The sequence below is a fragment of the Pantoea sp. S62 genome (assembly GCF_016658625.1).
Classification (GTDB): Bacteria; Pseudomonadota; Gammaproteobacteria; order Enterobacterales; family Enterobacteriaceae; genus Pantoea; species Pantoea vagans.
Genome location: NZ_JACVVI010000002.1, coordinates 19,276 through 34,219 on the forward strand (window position 1 = coordinate 19,276; position 14,944 = coordinate 34,219).

A 14,944-nucleotide genomic window follows, 5' to 3' on the forward strand; every position below is an offset into this window, starting at 1 on the left:
GGAAGTATGGGTAAACCAGCCAGCGAATTTCAGGCCGTGCAGATTGCGGTGATGACGGTGTCAGACCGTCGCGATGCCAGCAACGATACCTCCGGCGACTATCTGCGCGAGGCAGCGGCGGAAGCGGGTCATGAGGTGGTCGATCACGCCATCGTGCCGGATAACCTTTATCGCATTCGCGCTACAGTATCGCGCTGGATCGCCAGTGAAGATGTCCAGGTGGTGATCATTAATGGCGGCACCGGCTTTAACCTGAAAAACAGCACACCGGAAGCGCTGCTGCCGCTGTTTGACCGCGAGATCGACGGGTTTGGCGAACTGTTCCGGATGATCTCCTATGAAGAGATTGGCGGCTCGACGCTGCAGTCGCGCGCCATTGCCGGTCTGGCTAACGGGACGCTGATCCTGGCCGTGCCGGGTTCGACCAGCGCCTGCCGCACCGCCTGGGAGCGGATTATCGCTGACCAGCTTGATGCGCGCACTGCGCCCTGTAATTTTGTCTCACATCTGAAGAAACGGTAAGTATGTCTCAACTCACACACATTAACGCCGCGGGCGAAGCGCACATGGTGGATGTTTCCGCCAAGGCTGAAACTGTGCGCGAAGCGCGCGCCGAAGTGCTGGTGCTGATGCAGCCGGAAACGCTGCAGATGATTATGGAAGGCAGCCATCACAAAGGGGATGTCTTCGCCACGGCGCGCATCGCCGGGATCCAGGCAGCAAAACGCACCTGGGAGCTGATCCCGCTCTGTCATCCGCTGATGCTGAGCAAAGTGGAAGTGAATCTGGAAGCGGAACCGGATCATAACCGGGTGCGCATCACCACGCTCTGCCGACTGACCGGCAAAACCGGCGTCGAGATGGAAGCGCTGACGGCCGCTTCAGTTGCCGCGCTGACCATCTACGACATGTGCAAAGCCGTGCAGAAAGATATCGTCATCGATCAGCTGCGCTTAATCAGCAAGAGCGGCGGCAAAAGCGGCGATTTTCAGGCGGTCACGCATGATTAAGGTGCTGTTTTTCGCCCAGGTGCGCGAGCTGATCGGCACCGCTTCCCTTGAGGTTAACGCTGACTATCCGGATGTGGCGGCGCTGCGCGCTGCGCTGGCCGAACGCGACGATCGCTGGGCGCTGGCGCTGGAGTCGGGCAAACTGCTGGCGGCGGTTAATCAGACGCTGGTGCCGATGAGTCACCCGCTGCATGCTGGTGATGAAGTGGCCTTTTTCCCGCCCGTAACCGGAGGCTAAGATGGAAACGCAGATTCGCGTCGGCCCCGAACCCTTTGATATGGCGGAAGCGTATCGCTGGCTGGCGGCCTGTGATGAAGATGGAGCGGTAGTGACTTTTACCGGCAAAGTGCGTAACCACAATCTGGGTGATAACGTGGCGGCGCTGACGCTGGAGCACTATCCCGGCATGACCGAAAAAGCGCTGCAGGAGATTGTTGATGCTGCGCGCGAACGCTGGCCGCTGCAGCGCGTCACGGTAATCCACCGCGTCGGCGAGCTGTTTCCCGGCGATGAGATCGTGCTGGTGGGCGTCACCAGCGCCCATCGCGGTAGCGCCTTTTCTGCCGCGGAGTTCATCATGGATTACCTGAAAACCCGCGCGCCGTTCTGGAAGCGCGAAGCGACAGAGCAGGGCGATCGCTGGGTGGATGCCCGCGACAGCGACCACCAGGCGGCCCGGCGCTGGGACTAAGGCATTAATGGCGCAAGCGGGCAGAGGTTTCTCCGCTCGCTGCGTTACCGCTGATCCCTCCCGCGTCACAGCCCGCTAACACGCATACACAACGCCTACGGCTGCTTCAGCTGCTCCGCCGGACCAAACCCGGTCTGACCGTGGCTGTGCTCACCACCACCGCTGGTGCGCTTAAGCTGAATAACCTGGCCCTTCTCCCAGGCGTTAGCACCCGGCGCCGCCGGATTGGCTACGATATCCGCCCGCTCGGCCCGGATCTGCTTGCTGTCCACGTCAAAACGGCGATCGCGATCCGCCAGCAGCCGTGAATCCATCTGACCATCCTGGGTAAAGCCCATCATCAGCGCCGGAATGCCGATCGGCAGCGTTTTGTCGCGATCGGTATGCCAGGTGTGCCAGGTTTTGCCATAGGTATTCACGATGCGGGTCATCAGCGCGTGGTCGGCAACTTTCGGTAAGCCTGGCGCAATCAGCGTGCCCGATTTCACCTCATACTGATGGCTGTGCCACAGCTTTTTCTCTTCGGGCGGCAGGGTCTTAAACAGCCGTTCGCTGATGATGTACTCCACGCCCATCAGCCGCGCGTCGCGCGTGTTGCCATCGTAAATCACCGCCTGCATCACATCGTCGTTCAGCACGGTGACATAGTGGTGCGCCTCCATCTGACCGTTTTTATCGCCGTTATAAAAATGGAAGCCATCGAGATAAGTATTGATGGCGTCGATAGGCGGACGTGACTGCATCACACTGGCGCCGGTCTCCAGCACTTTCAGTGAGGAGGAGGTGGGCGCGCCCGGTGACTGCACCTGGGCAGGGGTATTACTGGCGCCGCAGCCGGTTAATAACAGGCTGAACGCCGCAACAGGCCAGAGTTTAAACATCGTAAGTTCCTTTAACGTTAAAAAAGTAACCTTAGTTCAGTTCTCTCCTGCCTGTGAAACTCTGGCGATGATAGAGTAGGGTTTTGGTTCATTCTGAGGACAGGCATGTCATCCACCCCGATTCTGCAACGTCTGACACTGGTTGCCGCCCTGGTGCTGGCGGGTTGTAGCAGCAAGAAAACGCCGGAGGCGCCGGTACGGCAGCCTGAAGATGTCAAAGCGCAAATCCAGCGGCTGCTGCCGTCGCATGTCAGCAATAAAGCGGCCTGGAGCGACGATATCTACACCACCTTCCGCACGCAGCAGATCGACCCCAGCGCCAGTAACCTGTGCGCGGTAATCGCCGTGGCGGATCAGGAGAGTAACTTCAGCGCCGAGGCCGCGGTGCCAGGCCTGCCAAAAATCGCCTGGGGCGAGATCAACCGCCGTGCAGCGCAGGTGCACGTCCCGGCCTTCCTGGTGCGCACCGCGCTGCTGATCAAATCGCCGACCGGAGAAAGCTACGCCGCCCGGCTGGACAAGGTGCGCAGTGAAAAAGACCTCAGCGCCATCTTCGATGATCTGATCGATATGGTGCCGATGGGCCAGACGCTGTTCGGCAATCTCAACCCAATTCACACCGGCGGGCCGATGCAGGTCAGCATCGCGTTTGCCGAAGCGCACGCCAAAGGCTATCCGTGGCCGATCGATGGCACCATCCGACGCGAAGTCTTTACCCGTCACGGCGGGATCTACTTCGGGACGATGCACCTGCTCGGCTATCCGGCTGACTACAGCCAGCCGCTCTATCGCTTTGCCGACTACAATGCAGGCTGGTACGCCAGCCGCAATGCGGCGTTCCAGGCGGCAGTGTCAAAAGCCACCGGCATGAAGCTGGCGCTGGATGGCGATCTGATCCTCTATGGCTCAGACGCGGCGGGCGGCACCGAACTGGCGGTGCGGACGCTCTCAAAGCAGATCGACATGAGCAACAGCGCCATTCGCCGCGATCTGGAGAAAGGGGAGAAAGAATCGTTCAGCGACAGCGAACTCTGGAAACAGGTCTTTGCCCTGGCGGATAAAATGGCAGGCCGTAAGCTGCCGCGTGAAATGCTGCCGGGCATTAAGCTGGAAAGCCCGAAAATTACCCGTAATCTGACGACGGCGTGGTTTGCGCAGCGCGTCGACAGCCGTTATCAGCAGTGTCTGTCGCGGCGTTAACCGGCATGTTGTGGCACAGTTGAGCTGAGCTGTGCCACACTTAACTCTGGCATGGCTCCCGGCAGGGAGCTGTTCATCCGTTCAACAAGAGGTGCATCATGGACCGATATCCACGCAATGATTCCATCGTTCAACCCGCATCTCGCGGTTTACAAGCCTATATGGCGCAGGTCTATGGCTGGATGACCTGCGGTCTGTTACTGACCGCATTTGTCTCCTGGTTCGCGGCGCGTACGCCCGCAGTGATGGAGCTGGTGTTTGCCAATCGCATTACCTTCTTCGGGCTGATTATTGCGCAGCTGGCGTTGGTGTTCTTCCTGTCAGGCATGGTGCATCGTCTGAGCGGAGCCGTAGCCAACGGGCTGTTTATGCTCTATTCGGCGCTGACCGGCATTACCATGGCGAGTATCTTCCTGGTCTACACCTACTCCTCCATCGCCAGTACCTTCTTTGTCACGGCAGGGATGTTTGGTGCGATGAGCTTCTACGGCTATACCACCAAACGCGATCTGAGCCGTTTTGGCAGCCTGCTGTTTATGGGGCTGATTGGCATTGTGCTGGCGTCGCTGGTGAACTTCTGGCTCAAAAGCCCGGCGCTGATGTGGGCGATTACCTATATCGGCGTGGTGCTCTTTGTGGGATTAACCGCTTATGACACGCAGAAGCTGAAAAACATCGGTGAGCAGATTGATGCCCGCGACACGGAAAACCTGCGTCGCTATTCGATCATGGGCGCGCTGACGCTCTATCTCGACTTCATTAACCTGTTCCTGATGCTGCTGCGGATCCTCGGTAACCGCCGCTGATTTTCAGTGTAAAAGGGGGAGGCGCGAAGGTTGCGCCTCCCTTTTTTTATTACGATTTCTGTAACTTCTGCTCGTTCTTCTGACGCAGATGCTTCGCCCGACTCTCCAGGCCCAGATAGAGCACCAGCGCTAACAGCAGCGGCAGGATAAAGTAGAGCACACGATAGGCCAGCAGCGCCGCAATGATGGTGCCATGCGAAGCGTGCTGACCGCTGAGCAGCGCCAGGAACACCGCTTCCAGAACGCCAATGCCCGCCGGAATGTGAATGATTACCCCGGCAATACTGCTGATCAGCAGGACGCCTAGCACCATCGGATAGCCCACGTCGCGTCCCAGCAGCAGCCAGATAATCGCGCCCATCACCATCCAGTTGGCACAGGAAACCGCAAACTGCAGCAGCGCCATGCGCAGTGAAGGCAGCTGCAGCGTCTGGCCTTTAATCGTCCAGCGACGCTGTTTTGAGAAGGCGCAGGCCCAGAGGTAAATCGCCACCAGCACCAGCAGAACCACGCCAATCAGCCGCAGCGTAGTCTCACCGATAAACCAGCCGCCGGGGATCGAGACCATGCCCGCACTGAATACCACGCCCGCCAGCAGAATATAGCCCAGCCAGTTAGTCGCGATGCTCAGGGAGAAGATGCGGGTGATGGTGCCGCTGTCGAGGCCCAGCCGGGAATAGAGCCGGTAGCGCATGGCGACACCGCCCACCCACGTACTCAGCGTCAGGTTAAAGGCGTAACAGATAAACGACACCAGCATGACCTGCCGCTTCGCCAGCTTATGGCCGCAGTAGGCGCGGCCAATCAGGTCATAGCAGCCATACACCAGGTAACTCAGCACCACCAGTCCGGCGGCGGTCAGGACGACAAAGCGATTGTAGTTAACGATGACCTCATAAACATCTTCCCAGTTCACTTTGCGGGCATAAACCACCAGCAGAACCACCACCGCGACGAAAAACAGCACGGTGAGGATTTTTTTTGCCAGCTGCCAGCGTGGATGTTTTTTTGCCATCAGGATTTTGCTCCCGGGTTGTCTGCTTCTACACGATCCTGCGTTTCCATTTCAGGCTGTACTGGCGCACTGACCTGAGCCAGTTGCGGCGTGTGTGCCGGAAGCCAGCCCGCGATGGCCGGGAAATGACGCAGGAAATGGAATACCACCACGCTTTTGCTCAGTTGCCACCAGTTGCGCGGCGGCAGGCGATCCTCCTGCACGCGCTGGCAGTCGTTGGCCAGCAGCGCTTCGAGGTTGTCACGCAGCGTCTGGTTGAACGGCCGGTCATGGATGATCAGGTTAGCTTCCAGGTTCAGAGAGAGGCTCAGCGGATCGAGGTTGCTGGAGCCGACGGTCGCCCAGTAATCATCTTTTACGGCGATCTTGCCGTGCAGCGGACGACGGATATATTCGTAGACTTCAACGCCACCATCGACCAGATAGTTGTAGAGCAGCTCTGCGCCCACTTTCACAATCGGCATATCCGGCTCGCCCTGCACAATTAGCCGCACCCGGACGCCACGCTGCGCGGCATTGCGCATCTCACGCAGCAGCCGGTAGCCTGGGAAGAAGTAGGCGTTGGCAATAATTACATCCCGCTTCGCCTCGCGCAGCATCTCCAGATAGTGCACTTCGATGTCGTCGCGGTGCTCGTCATTATCACGATAGACATAGAGCACCTGGGCATCGCCGGGTTTAGCATTCACCGCCGGACGATGAGAGCGCGATCCCCACCAGCGGCGGGTATGCTGTTCGCTGCCAATCGCCTGTTGCAGATAGCGGGCGATGTCAGCCACGACCGGGCCTTTGACCTGTACCGCGTAATCCTGTTTCGCCTCCGGGCCATAATCGGTGTTATGTTCAGCCGAGAAGTTGATGCCGCCGACAAAGGCGACCACGTCATCCACCACCACCGTTTTACGGTGCAGGCGGCGGAAGACGTTGGTGCGCATCCCCATCACCAGCGGGCGCGGATCGTAATAGATGAAACGCACACCCGCGCTGGTCAGGCTGTTCACAAACTTGTCGGAGAGTTCAGCTGAGCCGTAGCCATCGACCATCACTTCGACCCGCACGCCGCGCTGGGCCGCTGCCAGCAATTCGCGGTGCAGGGCGTTGCCGACGTCATCCTCAAACAGAATAAAGGTTTCGATCAGAACTGAGCGTTCTGCCCGCTGAATCGCGCCAAAGACGCGCGGGAAAAACGCTTCACCATTTTCCAGCAACAGCAGCCGGTTGCCTTCCTGCCAGTTAAAATTCATAGATGAATCTCCACCGCCAGCGGCGCGTGATCGGAAAGATGGGACCAGGGCTTACGCGGCAGCGCCCACGGATGACTGACGGTGGCGTTGCGCACATAGATGCGGTCAAGCCGCAATAGCGGGAAGCGCGCCGGGAAGGTGCGCGCCGGGCGTCCGGTCTTCATACTGAATACCTCTTTCAGGCCTGCGCCCTGTTTTAATATGGCGTTAGCGCGTCGCTGCCAGTCGTTGAAATCGCCTGCTACGACGACCGGCGCGTCGGGCGGCAGCGAGTTGACCATTTCACAGATCTTCTTCATCTGCGCGTGACGATGCGACTCTTTCAGACCCAGGTGAACACAGATGACATGCAGCGTGCCGTGCGGCTCGGGCAGGGCGATCTGACAGTGCAGCATGCCGCGATTTTCACTGCCTGCCACCGAGATATCCCGGTTCTCATAGTCAGTTATCGGAAAGCGTGACAACACGGCATTGCCGTGATGTCCCTCCGGATAGACCGCATTGCGGCCGTAGGCGAAATCGTTCCACATGGTGTCAGCCAGAAACTCATAATGAGGCGATTCAGGCCACTCTTCATGGTTAAGGGAGTGGATGGCATGGGTGCCCATTACCTCCTGGAGAAAGACCACATCCGCCGAGGTTGCGCGAACGGCTTCGCGCAATTCCGGCAGGATGAAGCGGCGATTAAACGGGGCAAACCCCTTGTGTGTATTGATCGTCAGGACTTTTATTGAAAATCCTTGCGCATTTTGTGGCATACTCGCGACGCACTCCTTTTCATCATCAATAGAATCAAAGTGTAGTCTTTGTCACAAATGGGTGGTGAGAGAGCGCGATATTTAGGGCGTTATCCGAAAATTGTTTTACATTGAGGAAACCGTTTCCGGCTTGTGCCGGTAGCACTTGGGCGACCTGTTGGGTCTGCCAGGAGAATTGAATGAAATGGTCTAATCGTATTCAAATCATCACGGGTCAGACGTTGTTGCATATCGCTATGCATCTACTGGTGATCGCTGCGCTGATCTGGGGCTGGAAACACAAGGCGCTGGTTGATGTCTGCAGCACGCTGGTGGCGATGTACGCACTGGTTTTTGTTGCCATGCTGGTGACACAGCGCATCGCCCGTTTACGTACGCTCGGCGATTATCTTGAAGAAGCGACCACCACTTACTACTTTGGCGCCGCCATGATGACACTGTTCCTGGTGTCGCGGATTTACCACAACAACCTGCTGCTGGCCTGTCTCGGCGTAGTGATGTTGCTGGGTCCGGCGCTGGTTTCGCTGCTGGCGAAAGAGCCACCGCGGCGCATCGAAAATAAACGTAGTTAAGTTGAAGGCCACCGCGAGGTGGCCTTCCTGTTTCTGCGCAGTTAAGTTATGTCAGTAAATGTGAGCTATCTCGCACACTTCATTTAAAGCTGCTACACTCGCCCGCTTACGCATCGTAGTTTGTGCCCTTTTCACGCGTCAGCCCCAGCTGCCGTCACTATCCCTCTGAAAACTACACCGTGAATCACGGCCAGAGCGGACCGGAGTAAACCACGTAATGTCATTTGACTCTCTCGGCCTGAGTGCCGATATTTTGCGCGCGGTTGCCGAACAAGGCTACAGCGAACCTACACCTATCCAGCGCCAGGCGATTCCTGTGGTGCTGGCAGGCCGCGATCTGCTGGCGAGTGCCCAGACCGGCACCGGCAAAACGGCCGGCTTTACCTTACCGTTGTTACAGAAACTCTCTGCCACCGCGACGCCCATCCGCGGTCGTCGCCCGGTGCGCGCCCTGATCCTGACCCCAACCCGTGAACTCGCGGCGCAGGTCGGCGAAAACGTCAGCGACTACAGCAAATATCTCTCGCTGCGTTCGCTGGTCGTGTTTGGTGGCGTCAGCATCAATCCACAGATGGTTAAGCTGCGTGGCGGCGTCGATGTGCTGGTGGCCACGCCAGGTCGCCTGCTGGATCTGGCTCAGCAGAATGCCGTTGACCTGTCACAGGTCGAAATTCTGGTGCTGGATGAAGCGGACCGTATGCTGGATATGGGCTTTATCCACGACATTCGTCGCGTACTGGCACGTCTGCCGGCCAAACGTCAGAACCTGCTGTTCTCAGCCACTTTCTCGGATGAGATCAAAGGCCTGGCGGAAAAACTGCTGACCAACCCGGAAATGATTGAAGTGGCTCGCCGCAACACCGCTTCTGAGCAGGTGGCGCAGCAGGTGCATTTCGTTGATAAGAAGCGTAAGCGGGAACTGCTGTCGCAGCTGATCGGCGAAGGTAACTGGCAGCAGGTACTGGTCTTTACCCGTACCAAACACGGCGCTAACCACCTTGCCGAGCAGCTGGGCAAAGATGGCATCACCGCTGCCGCAATCCACGGTAACAAAAGCCAGGGTGCCCGTACCCGTGCGCTGGCCGACTTTAAGTCAGGCGGCATTCGCGTGCTGGTTGCGACCGATATCGCGGCCCGTGGCCTGGATATCGAAGAGCTGCCACACGTCGTGAACTACGAGCTGCCTAACGTCGCCGAAGATTACGTTCACCGTATTGGCCGTACCGGCCGTGCGGCGGCGACCGGTGTCGCGCTGTCGCTGGTCTGCGTCGATGAGCACAAACTGCTGCGTGATATCGAGCGTCTGCTGAAGCGTGAAATCCCGCGTCTGGCGATTGAGGGTTATGAACCGGATCCGAGCATCAAGGCCGAGCCGATCATCAACGGTCGTCAGCAGCAGTCTCGTGGCGGTGCAGGTGGTGGCGGTCGTGGGCGTGGTCAGGGCGGACAGGGTGCAGGCGCATCGCGTTCATCTTCATCCGGCGACAAACGTCCTCAGGCGCGTCGTCAGAGCCAGGCGGCACCTCAGGGCGATAAGCCCGCAGCCCGTCCACGTCGTCCGGCTCCGAAGCGCACTGGAAACGTCTGAGTATGAGGGTTTTACTGGCTCCGATGGAGGGCGTGCTGGACTCACTGGTGCGCCAGCTGCTATCGGAAGTGAACGACTACGATCTCTGCATCACTGAGTTTTTGCGCGTAGTCGATCAACTGCTGCCGGTAAAATCCTTCACCCGTCTCTGCCCCGAACTGCATCACGCCAGCCGTACGCCATCCGGCACGCGGGTGCGGATGCAGCTGCTGGGGCAGCATCCCGAATGGTTAGCCGAGAACGCCGCACGCGCGGTGGAGCTGGGTTCCTGGGGTGTTGATCTCAACTGTGGTTGTCCCTCTAAACTGGTCAACGGCAGCGGAGGCGGCGCAACCCTTCTGAAAGATCCCGATCTGATTTATCGCGGCGCGAAAGCGATGCGTGAAGCGGTGCCTGCCGATTTGCCGGTAACGGTAAAAGTGCGGCTCGGCTGGGATTCCAGTGCCCGCAGCCTGGAGATTGCCGACGCGGTCCAGCAGGCCGGTGCCAGCGAACTAACAGTGCATGGACGGACCAAAGAAGAGGGCTATCGCGCAGAAGCGATCAACTGGCAGGCGATTGGCGACATTCGTCAGCGGCTGCGCATTCCGGTGATTGCTAATGGCGAGATATGGGACTGGCAAAGCGCGCAAAACTGTATGGCGGTCACCGGCTGCGATGCGGTAATGATTGGCCGTGGTGCACTGAACATCCCTAACCTGAGCCGGGTGGTGAAATACAACGAACCGCCGATGGCCTGGCCCGATGTGGTGCGGTTATTGCAGAAATACAGCCGGCTGGAGAAGCAGGGCGATACCGGCCTCTATCATGTGGCGCGGATCAAACAGTGGCTCGGTTATCTGCGCAAAGCGTATGGCGAAGCCGATGGCTTATTCAGTGAAATCCGTGCGTTAAAAAACTCGGGCGACATCGCGCAGGCAATTGACCGTCATGCACATGTTCATGGTTTGTGATAAAAAATCAGGCGACCCCTTAACCGCCTGACGGTATAGTGGGCAAAATTTCCCACACCACAAGCCTGCTATGTCTGACACCGCTGTGTTGAGCAACAGTCAGCTCAACAAACGAATCCTCTCAGTTATCATTTTCACTTTCTTCTGCTATCTCTCCGTCGGACTGCCGCTGGCCGTGCTGCCGGGCTTCGTCAAAAATCAGCTTGGCTTCAGCTCCTTTATCGCCGGTCTGATTATCAGCATCCAGTATTTTGCAACGCTGCTCAGCCGTCCGCAGTCGGGCCGTCTCGCCGATCGCCTGGGGCCAAAAAGGGTGGTAATGCTGGGGCTGCTCTGCTGCGGCATGAGCGGGGTGCTGACTATCGTGGCGGCGCTGCTGAGCAGCTGGCCGTGGCTGAGTCTGGCGCTGCTGGCTATCGGGCGACTGTTTCTTGGCGTGGGCGAAAGCTTCAGCAGCACCGGTTCCACGCTGTGGGGCATGAATATCGTCGGGCCGTTGCAGACCGCGCGCGTCATCTCCTGGAACGGTGTCGCCACCTATCTGGCGATGGCTGTTGGTGCGCCGCTGGGTGTGCTGCTGAACAGTCAATTTGGTATGAGCGGATTTGCCGGACTGATTGCGCTGATGGGCGTCGTTGGGTATCTGATGGCCAGCCGCAAACCGGCGGTCACCGTCAGTGTGGGCGAGCGCATTCCGTTTCATCGCGTCTTCTCCCGCGTCTGGCTTTATGGCCTGGCGCTGGGCTTCGGCACCATCGGCTTTGGCGTCATCGCCACCTTTATCACCCTCTATTTTGCCAGCCGCGACTGGCAGGGCGCGGCCTATGCGCTGACGCTGTTCAGCCTGGGGTTTGTGCTGGTGCGGCTGGGTTTTGGTCGCTTTATTACCCGCTTTGGCGGACTGCGCGTGTCGCTGTTCTCTTTCCTGCTGGAGTGTCTGGGACTGCTGATTATCTGGCAGGCGGACAGCGCCTGGCTGGTGGGCGCGGGCGCGTTCCTCACCGGTAGCGGTTTCTCGCTGGTCTTCCCGGCGCTGGGCGTTGAGGCAGTTAAACGGGTTGAGCGTCAGGATCAGGGCTCGGCGCTGGGCACCTATTCCGCCTTTCTCGATCTGGGACTCGGTTTAACCGGGCCGGTGGCGGGCTTATTTATCGGACACTGGGGGATGCAGTCGGTCTATCTGGCTGCCGCCGTGATGGTGCTGGGCGCGCTGCTGATTACGCTGCGGCTCTATACGCAGCAACGGCTCACCACCTGACCGGTGGTGAGCACTGACTATCAGAAATGGGTAAACACCCAGTAGAGCAGGGCAGAAAGCAGAATGGAGACTGGCAGCGTCAATACCCAGGCGACAGCCAGATTTCGCAGAGTCGAAAACTGCAGACCAGAGCGGTTGGCCGCCATGGTGCCCGCCACGCCGGACGATAGCACATGGGTGGTCGACACCGGCAGGCCAAAGCCATCGGCTGCGCCAATAGTCATCATCGCCACCAGCTCGGCGCTGGCACCCTGGGCATAGCTCAGATGGGTTTTGCCGATTCGTTCTCCCACCGTTACCACAATTCTGCGCCAGCCGACCATGGTGCCAAGCCCCAGCGCTATCGCCACCACCACTTTCACCCACATCGGAATAAAGCGGGTGGCGCTGTCGAGTTCGGTTTTCACAGCCTTAAGATTGCGTTCGGTCTCCTGCGGCAGCGTCACCTTCGCGGTCTGCAGATGCTTGATCGACTCCGAAGCCAGATACATCTGGTTGCGGGTATTGGTCACCGCCTGGGCAGGGATATTATCCATCGAGCCGTAACGGCGAATCTGATCGCCCACTTCGTTAAGCGTCCGCGCCAGCGCCGGTAACACCTCGGCGTTCATCTGGTTGCTGCCGACAAAGCCGGTCAGCACGTCGCGGGCCGCCGGGGGATGCGCCGTCGCCGGTTGCAGTTGCAGTAGCTGATGGGCGGTCACTTCAGTCAGTGCGGCCACACGTGGGATCTGATCGGCCGGCAGCGATCGGTTCAGGGCGTAGGCGATCGGCATGGTGCCCACCAGGATCAGCATAATCAGCCCCATTCCTTTCTGGCCGTCGTTGGAGCCGTGCGCAAAGGAGACGCCGGTACAGGTCAGGATCAGCAGACCACGGATCCAGACCGGCGGTGGCTGGTCACTTTTCGGGGCCTGATAAAGCTGGCGATTACGGATAAACATCTTCATCACCCAGAGCAGCAGCCCGGCGCAGACAAAACCCACCACCGGCGACAGCAGCAGGGCATAGCCGACCTTGAGTGCCTGATCCCAGTCCACGCCGCTCAGTCCGCTGCGCCCATGCAGCATGGCGTTAGCCACCCCGACGCCGATAATCGAACCAATCAGCGTATGCGATGACGACGAGGGCAGGCCAAAATACCAGGTGCCGAGATTCCAGATAATGGCGGAGAAGAGCAACGCATAGACCATGGCGAAGCCGTTGCCGCTGCTGGCCTGCAGGATCAGCTCGACCGGCAGCAGCGAGATAATGCCAAAGGCCACCACGCCGCTGGAGAGCAGTACGCCCATAAAGTTACAGAAACCGGACCAGACTACTGCCACGCCAGGCGTCAGCGAATGGGTGTAGATCACCGTGGCGACCGCATTGGCGGTATCGTGAAAGCCATTGACGAATTCAAAACCGAGCGCAATCAGCAGCGCCAGTCCCAGCAGAAAGAACGGCAGATAGCTGGTGACCGGGGTGTTGGTTTCTTCAACATCATTAACCAGGTTGAGCCCGGCGAAGGCCAGCCCGGCGATCAGCAGAATGAAAAACAGCGGTTTGCTGAAGCGGCTGCCCTTACCGTTGAAATCGGGGCGTCCCCGGGCTGATGAGGAGGAGAGACTGTTTTCGCTCATGGTGTACCTCACGTGGCTGATGCCGGATGCTGATTTGCATCGGGTTAACGGAGTGTGATACGCGCTTTATATGACAGATTAATGATGGTCACGCGTGGAAGGAGGGCGGAAATGTTCGGTAATTTGCCTTAATCCAGGCAATAAAAAAGCCAGCGACAGGCGCTGGCTTCTTAGAGCAGGACGGCGATTACGAGTTGGTATTGGCCGCTGCTGCAGGTGCTGCTGGTGTGACCGGTGCGGCCTGCTCAGTGGCGGGCTGCTGTGGCTGTGCAGCATCACTGTTTGCACCCTGTGGGGTCACTGGCGTCATCGGCTGTTCCTGTGGTGCAGCCTGCGGGTTTTCCGGCATTGGTACAGGTGCAGTCTGGATGTTGTTTTCCACACCGTTCACTTTTACCGGCATACCGGTACGGCCCTGAATGGCACCGTTAACCTGATCCTGATTGACGCTGGCATCAACCAGCACTTTGCTTACTGCCTGCGTCAGCGTAATCGGCACCAGCTCGCGCGAGTTGAACTGCTCTTCGGTAGTAGACAGCGGGTTATGCACTTCAACATAACGTGAACCGTCTGGCTCTACGGTCGCTTTTACCGGCTGATCGACGAACTGGACGCGGGTTCCGACCGGCACGTTCTGATACAGCCATTTAATATCGTCAGCGCGCAGACGCACACAGCCGTGGCTCACGCGCAGGCCGATACCGAAGTTGGCGTTGGTGCCGTGAATCGCATAGAGACGACCGATATAGAGCGCGTAAAGACCCATCGGGTTATCCGGGCCTGCCGGGAACACGGCTGGCAGCGTTTCACCGCGTGCCGCATAGTCCGCATGCATACCTTTGGTTGGCGTCCAGGTCGGGCCATCTTTCTTACGTTCTACCGCTGTGGTCCAGTTAATCGGGGTATCTTTACCCAATTCACCGATACCAATTGGCAGCACCACGACGGTTTTGCTGCCTTTCGGGTAGTAGTAAAGACGCATCTCTGCGCTGTTAATCACAATACCTTCACGCGGTGCGTCAGGCAGAATCAGCTGCTGTGGGATGATCATTTTGCTGCCAGCTTTAGGCAGATAAACGTCAACACCCGGATTGGCTTCCAGCATATTGCTGAGGCCCATCTGGTACTGCGCCGCAAAAGCTTCCAGCGGCAGCTTGCTGTCTTCAGGAACCGTAATTTCAATATTTTCCCCGATCAGACGGCTGTTGGCCGGCGGTAACGGGTAAACCACAGCAAAGGCTGACTGGCTGAATGCCGCCAGAGCCAGAGCGATTGAAGCGAAAGCGCGAATAATTTTCATATTTTACAAGTCTTTATCGCCATATTTCAGGCTGGTCTATGTGTC

16 protein-coding genes are annotated in these 14,944 nt (G+C 58.4%); 10 read left to right on the forward strand and 6 right to left on the reverse strand.

Going from position 1 to position 14,944, the window contains the following annotated elements; genetic code table 11:
* Positions 1–6: 6 nt before the first annotated feature.
* The 4 genes from moaB to moaE are packed head-to-tail and all read left to right on the forward strand — an operon-like array spanning position 7 to position 1,702.
* Positions 7–522 carry a molybdenum cofactor biosynthesis protein B gene (moaB, locus tag IBT54_RS02620; RefSeq protein ID WP_201251525.1) on the forward strand — a complete coding sequence of 172 codons (516 nt, stop codon included), beginning with the start codon at positions 7–9 and terminating at the stop codon, positions 520–522.
* Positions 523–524: 2 nt separating this feature from the next.
* The gene (moaC, locus tag IBT54_RS02625; RefSeq protein ID WP_090962843.1) at positions 525–1,010 is read left to right on the forward strand and encodes a cyclic pyranopterin monophosphate synthase MoaC; all 486 of its coding nucleotides are present in this window, start codon (positions 525–527) and stop codon (positions 1,008–1,010) included.
* Positions 1,003–1,248: a molybdopterin synthase sulfur carrier subunit gene (gene moaD, locus IBT54_RS02630; RefSeq protein ID WP_013357190.1), complete on the forward strand. Its 246-nt coding sequence runs from the start codon at positions 1,003–1,005 to the stop codon at positions 1,246–1,248. The genes moaC and moaD overlap by 8 nt, the downstream gene beginning before the upstream one ends.
* 1 nt (position 1,249) lies before the next feature.
* A complete protein-coding gene (gene moaE, locus IBT54_RS02635; RefSeq protein ID WP_201251526.1) occupies positions 1,250–1,702 on the forward strand; it encodes a molybdopterin synthase catalytic subunit MoaE in 453 nt (150 codons plus the stop codon).
* A gap of 95 nt (positions 1,703–1,797) precedes the next feature.
* Here moaE and IBT54_RS02640 read toward each other — a convergent pair whose 3' ends face one another.
* On the reverse strand, positions 1,798–2,583 hold the full coding sequence (locus tag IBT54_RS02640) for an OBAP family protein (RefSeq protein ID WP_201251527.1): 786 nt from the start codon (positions 2,581–2,583) through the stop codon (positions 1,798–1,800).
* A 105-nt stretch (positions 2,584–2,688) separates the two neighbouring features.
* On the opposite strand from IBT54_RS02640, the gene IBT54_RS02645 reads away from it, so the two are divergent.
* Both IBT54_RS02645 and IBT54_RS02650 read left to right on the forward strand, forming a co-directional pair.
* Complete coding sequence (locus IBT54_RS02645) at positions 2,689–3,783, forward strand: DUF1615 domain-containing protein (protein ID WP_135909669.1); 1,095 nt, start codon at positions 2,689–2,691, stop codon at positions 3,781–3,783.
* Between the two features lie 98 nt (positions 3,784–3,881).
* Positions 3,882–4,589, forward strand: coding sequence for a Bax inhibitor-1/YccA family protein (locus tag IBT54_RS02650; protein ID WP_201251528.1), 708 nt, complete (start codon positions 3,882–3,884; stop codon positions 4,587–4,589).
* 49 nt (positions 4,590–4,638) lie between these two features.
* On the opposite strand, the gene IBT54_RS02655 is transcribed toward IBT54_RS02650, so the two are convergent.
* The 3 genes from IBT54_RS02655 to IBT54_RS02665 are packed head-to-tail and all read right to left on the reverse strand — an operon-like array spanning position 4,639 to position 7,606.
* The gene (locus IBT54_RS02655; RefSeq protein ID WP_013357195.1) at positions 4,639–5,604 is read right to left on the reverse strand and encodes a lysylphosphatidylglycerol synthase domain-containing protein; all 966 of its coding nucleotides are present in this window, start codon (positions 5,602–5,604) and stop codon (positions 4,639–4,641) included.
* Positions 5,604–6,848, reverse strand: coding sequence for a cardiolipin synthase ClsB (gene clsB / locus IBT54_RS02660; protein WP_098051156.1), 1,245 nt, complete (start codon positions 6,846–6,848; stop codon positions 5,604–5,606). The genes IBT54_RS02655 and clsB overlap by 1 nt, the downstream gene beginning before the upstream one ends.
* Entirely contained in the window at positions 6,845–7,606 is a 762-nt protein-coding gene (locus tag IBT54_RS02665) for an endonuclease/exonuclease/phosphatase family protein (RefSeq protein ID WP_147788504.1), read from the reverse strand. Before IBT54_RS02665 ends, clsB begins: the two co-directional genes overlap by 4 nt.
* 179 nt (positions 7,607–7,785) lie before the next feature.
* On the opposite strand from IBT54_RS02665, the gene IBT54_RS02670 reads away from it, so the two are divergent.
* The 4 genes from IBT54_RS02670 to IBT54_RS02685 all read left to right on the forward strand — a co-directional run bounded on the left by IBT54_RS02670 (position 7,786) and on the right by IBT54_RS02685 (position 11,977).
* Positions 7,786–8,178, forward strand: a complete 393-nt coding sequence (locus IBT54_RS02670) for a YbhQ family protein (protein ID WP_031594396.1) — start codon at positions 7,786–7,788, stop codon at positions 8,176–8,178.
* 217 nt (positions 8,179–8,395) lie between these two features.
* On the forward strand, positions 8,396–9,766 hold the full coding sequence (rhlE, locus tag IBT54_RS02675; protein ID WP_013357199.1) for an ATP-dependent RNA helicase RhlE: 1,371 nt from the start codon (positions 8,396–8,398) through the stop codon (positions 9,764–9,766).
* Positions 9,767–9,768: 2 nt separating this feature from the next.
* Positions 9,769–10,719 carry a tRNA dihydrouridine(16) synthase DusC gene (dusC, locus tag IBT54_RS02680; RefSeq protein WP_095707520.1) on the forward strand — a complete coding sequence of 317 codons (951 nt, stop codon included), beginning with the start codon at positions 9,769–9,771 and terminating at the stop codon, positions 10,717–10,719.
* Between the two features lie 70 nt (positions 10,720–10,789).
* Positions 10,790–11,977 (forward strand): MFS transporter, encoded by a 1,188-nt coding sequence (locus tag IBT54_RS02685; protein WP_033782378.1) that lies wholly within the window; start codon positions 10,790–10,792, stop codon positions 11,975–11,977.
* A gap of 20 nt (positions 11,978–11,997) precedes the next feature.
* Here IBT54_RS02685 and IBT54_RS02690 read toward each other — a convergent pair whose 3' ends face one another.
* Positions 11,998–13,599 (reverse strand): inorganic phosphate transporter, encoded by a 1,602-nt coding sequence (locus IBT54_RS02690; RefSeq protein ID WP_147788501.1) that lies wholly within the window; start codon positions 13,597–13,599, stop codon positions 11,998–12,000.
* A gap of 187 nt (positions 13,600–13,786) precedes the next feature.
* A complete protein-coding gene (locus tag IBT54_RS02695) occupies positions 13,787–14,899 on the reverse strand; it encodes a L,D-transpeptidase family protein (protein WP_013357203.1) in 1,113 nt (370 codons plus the stop codon).
* Positions 14,900–14,944 lie beyond the last annotated feature (45 nt).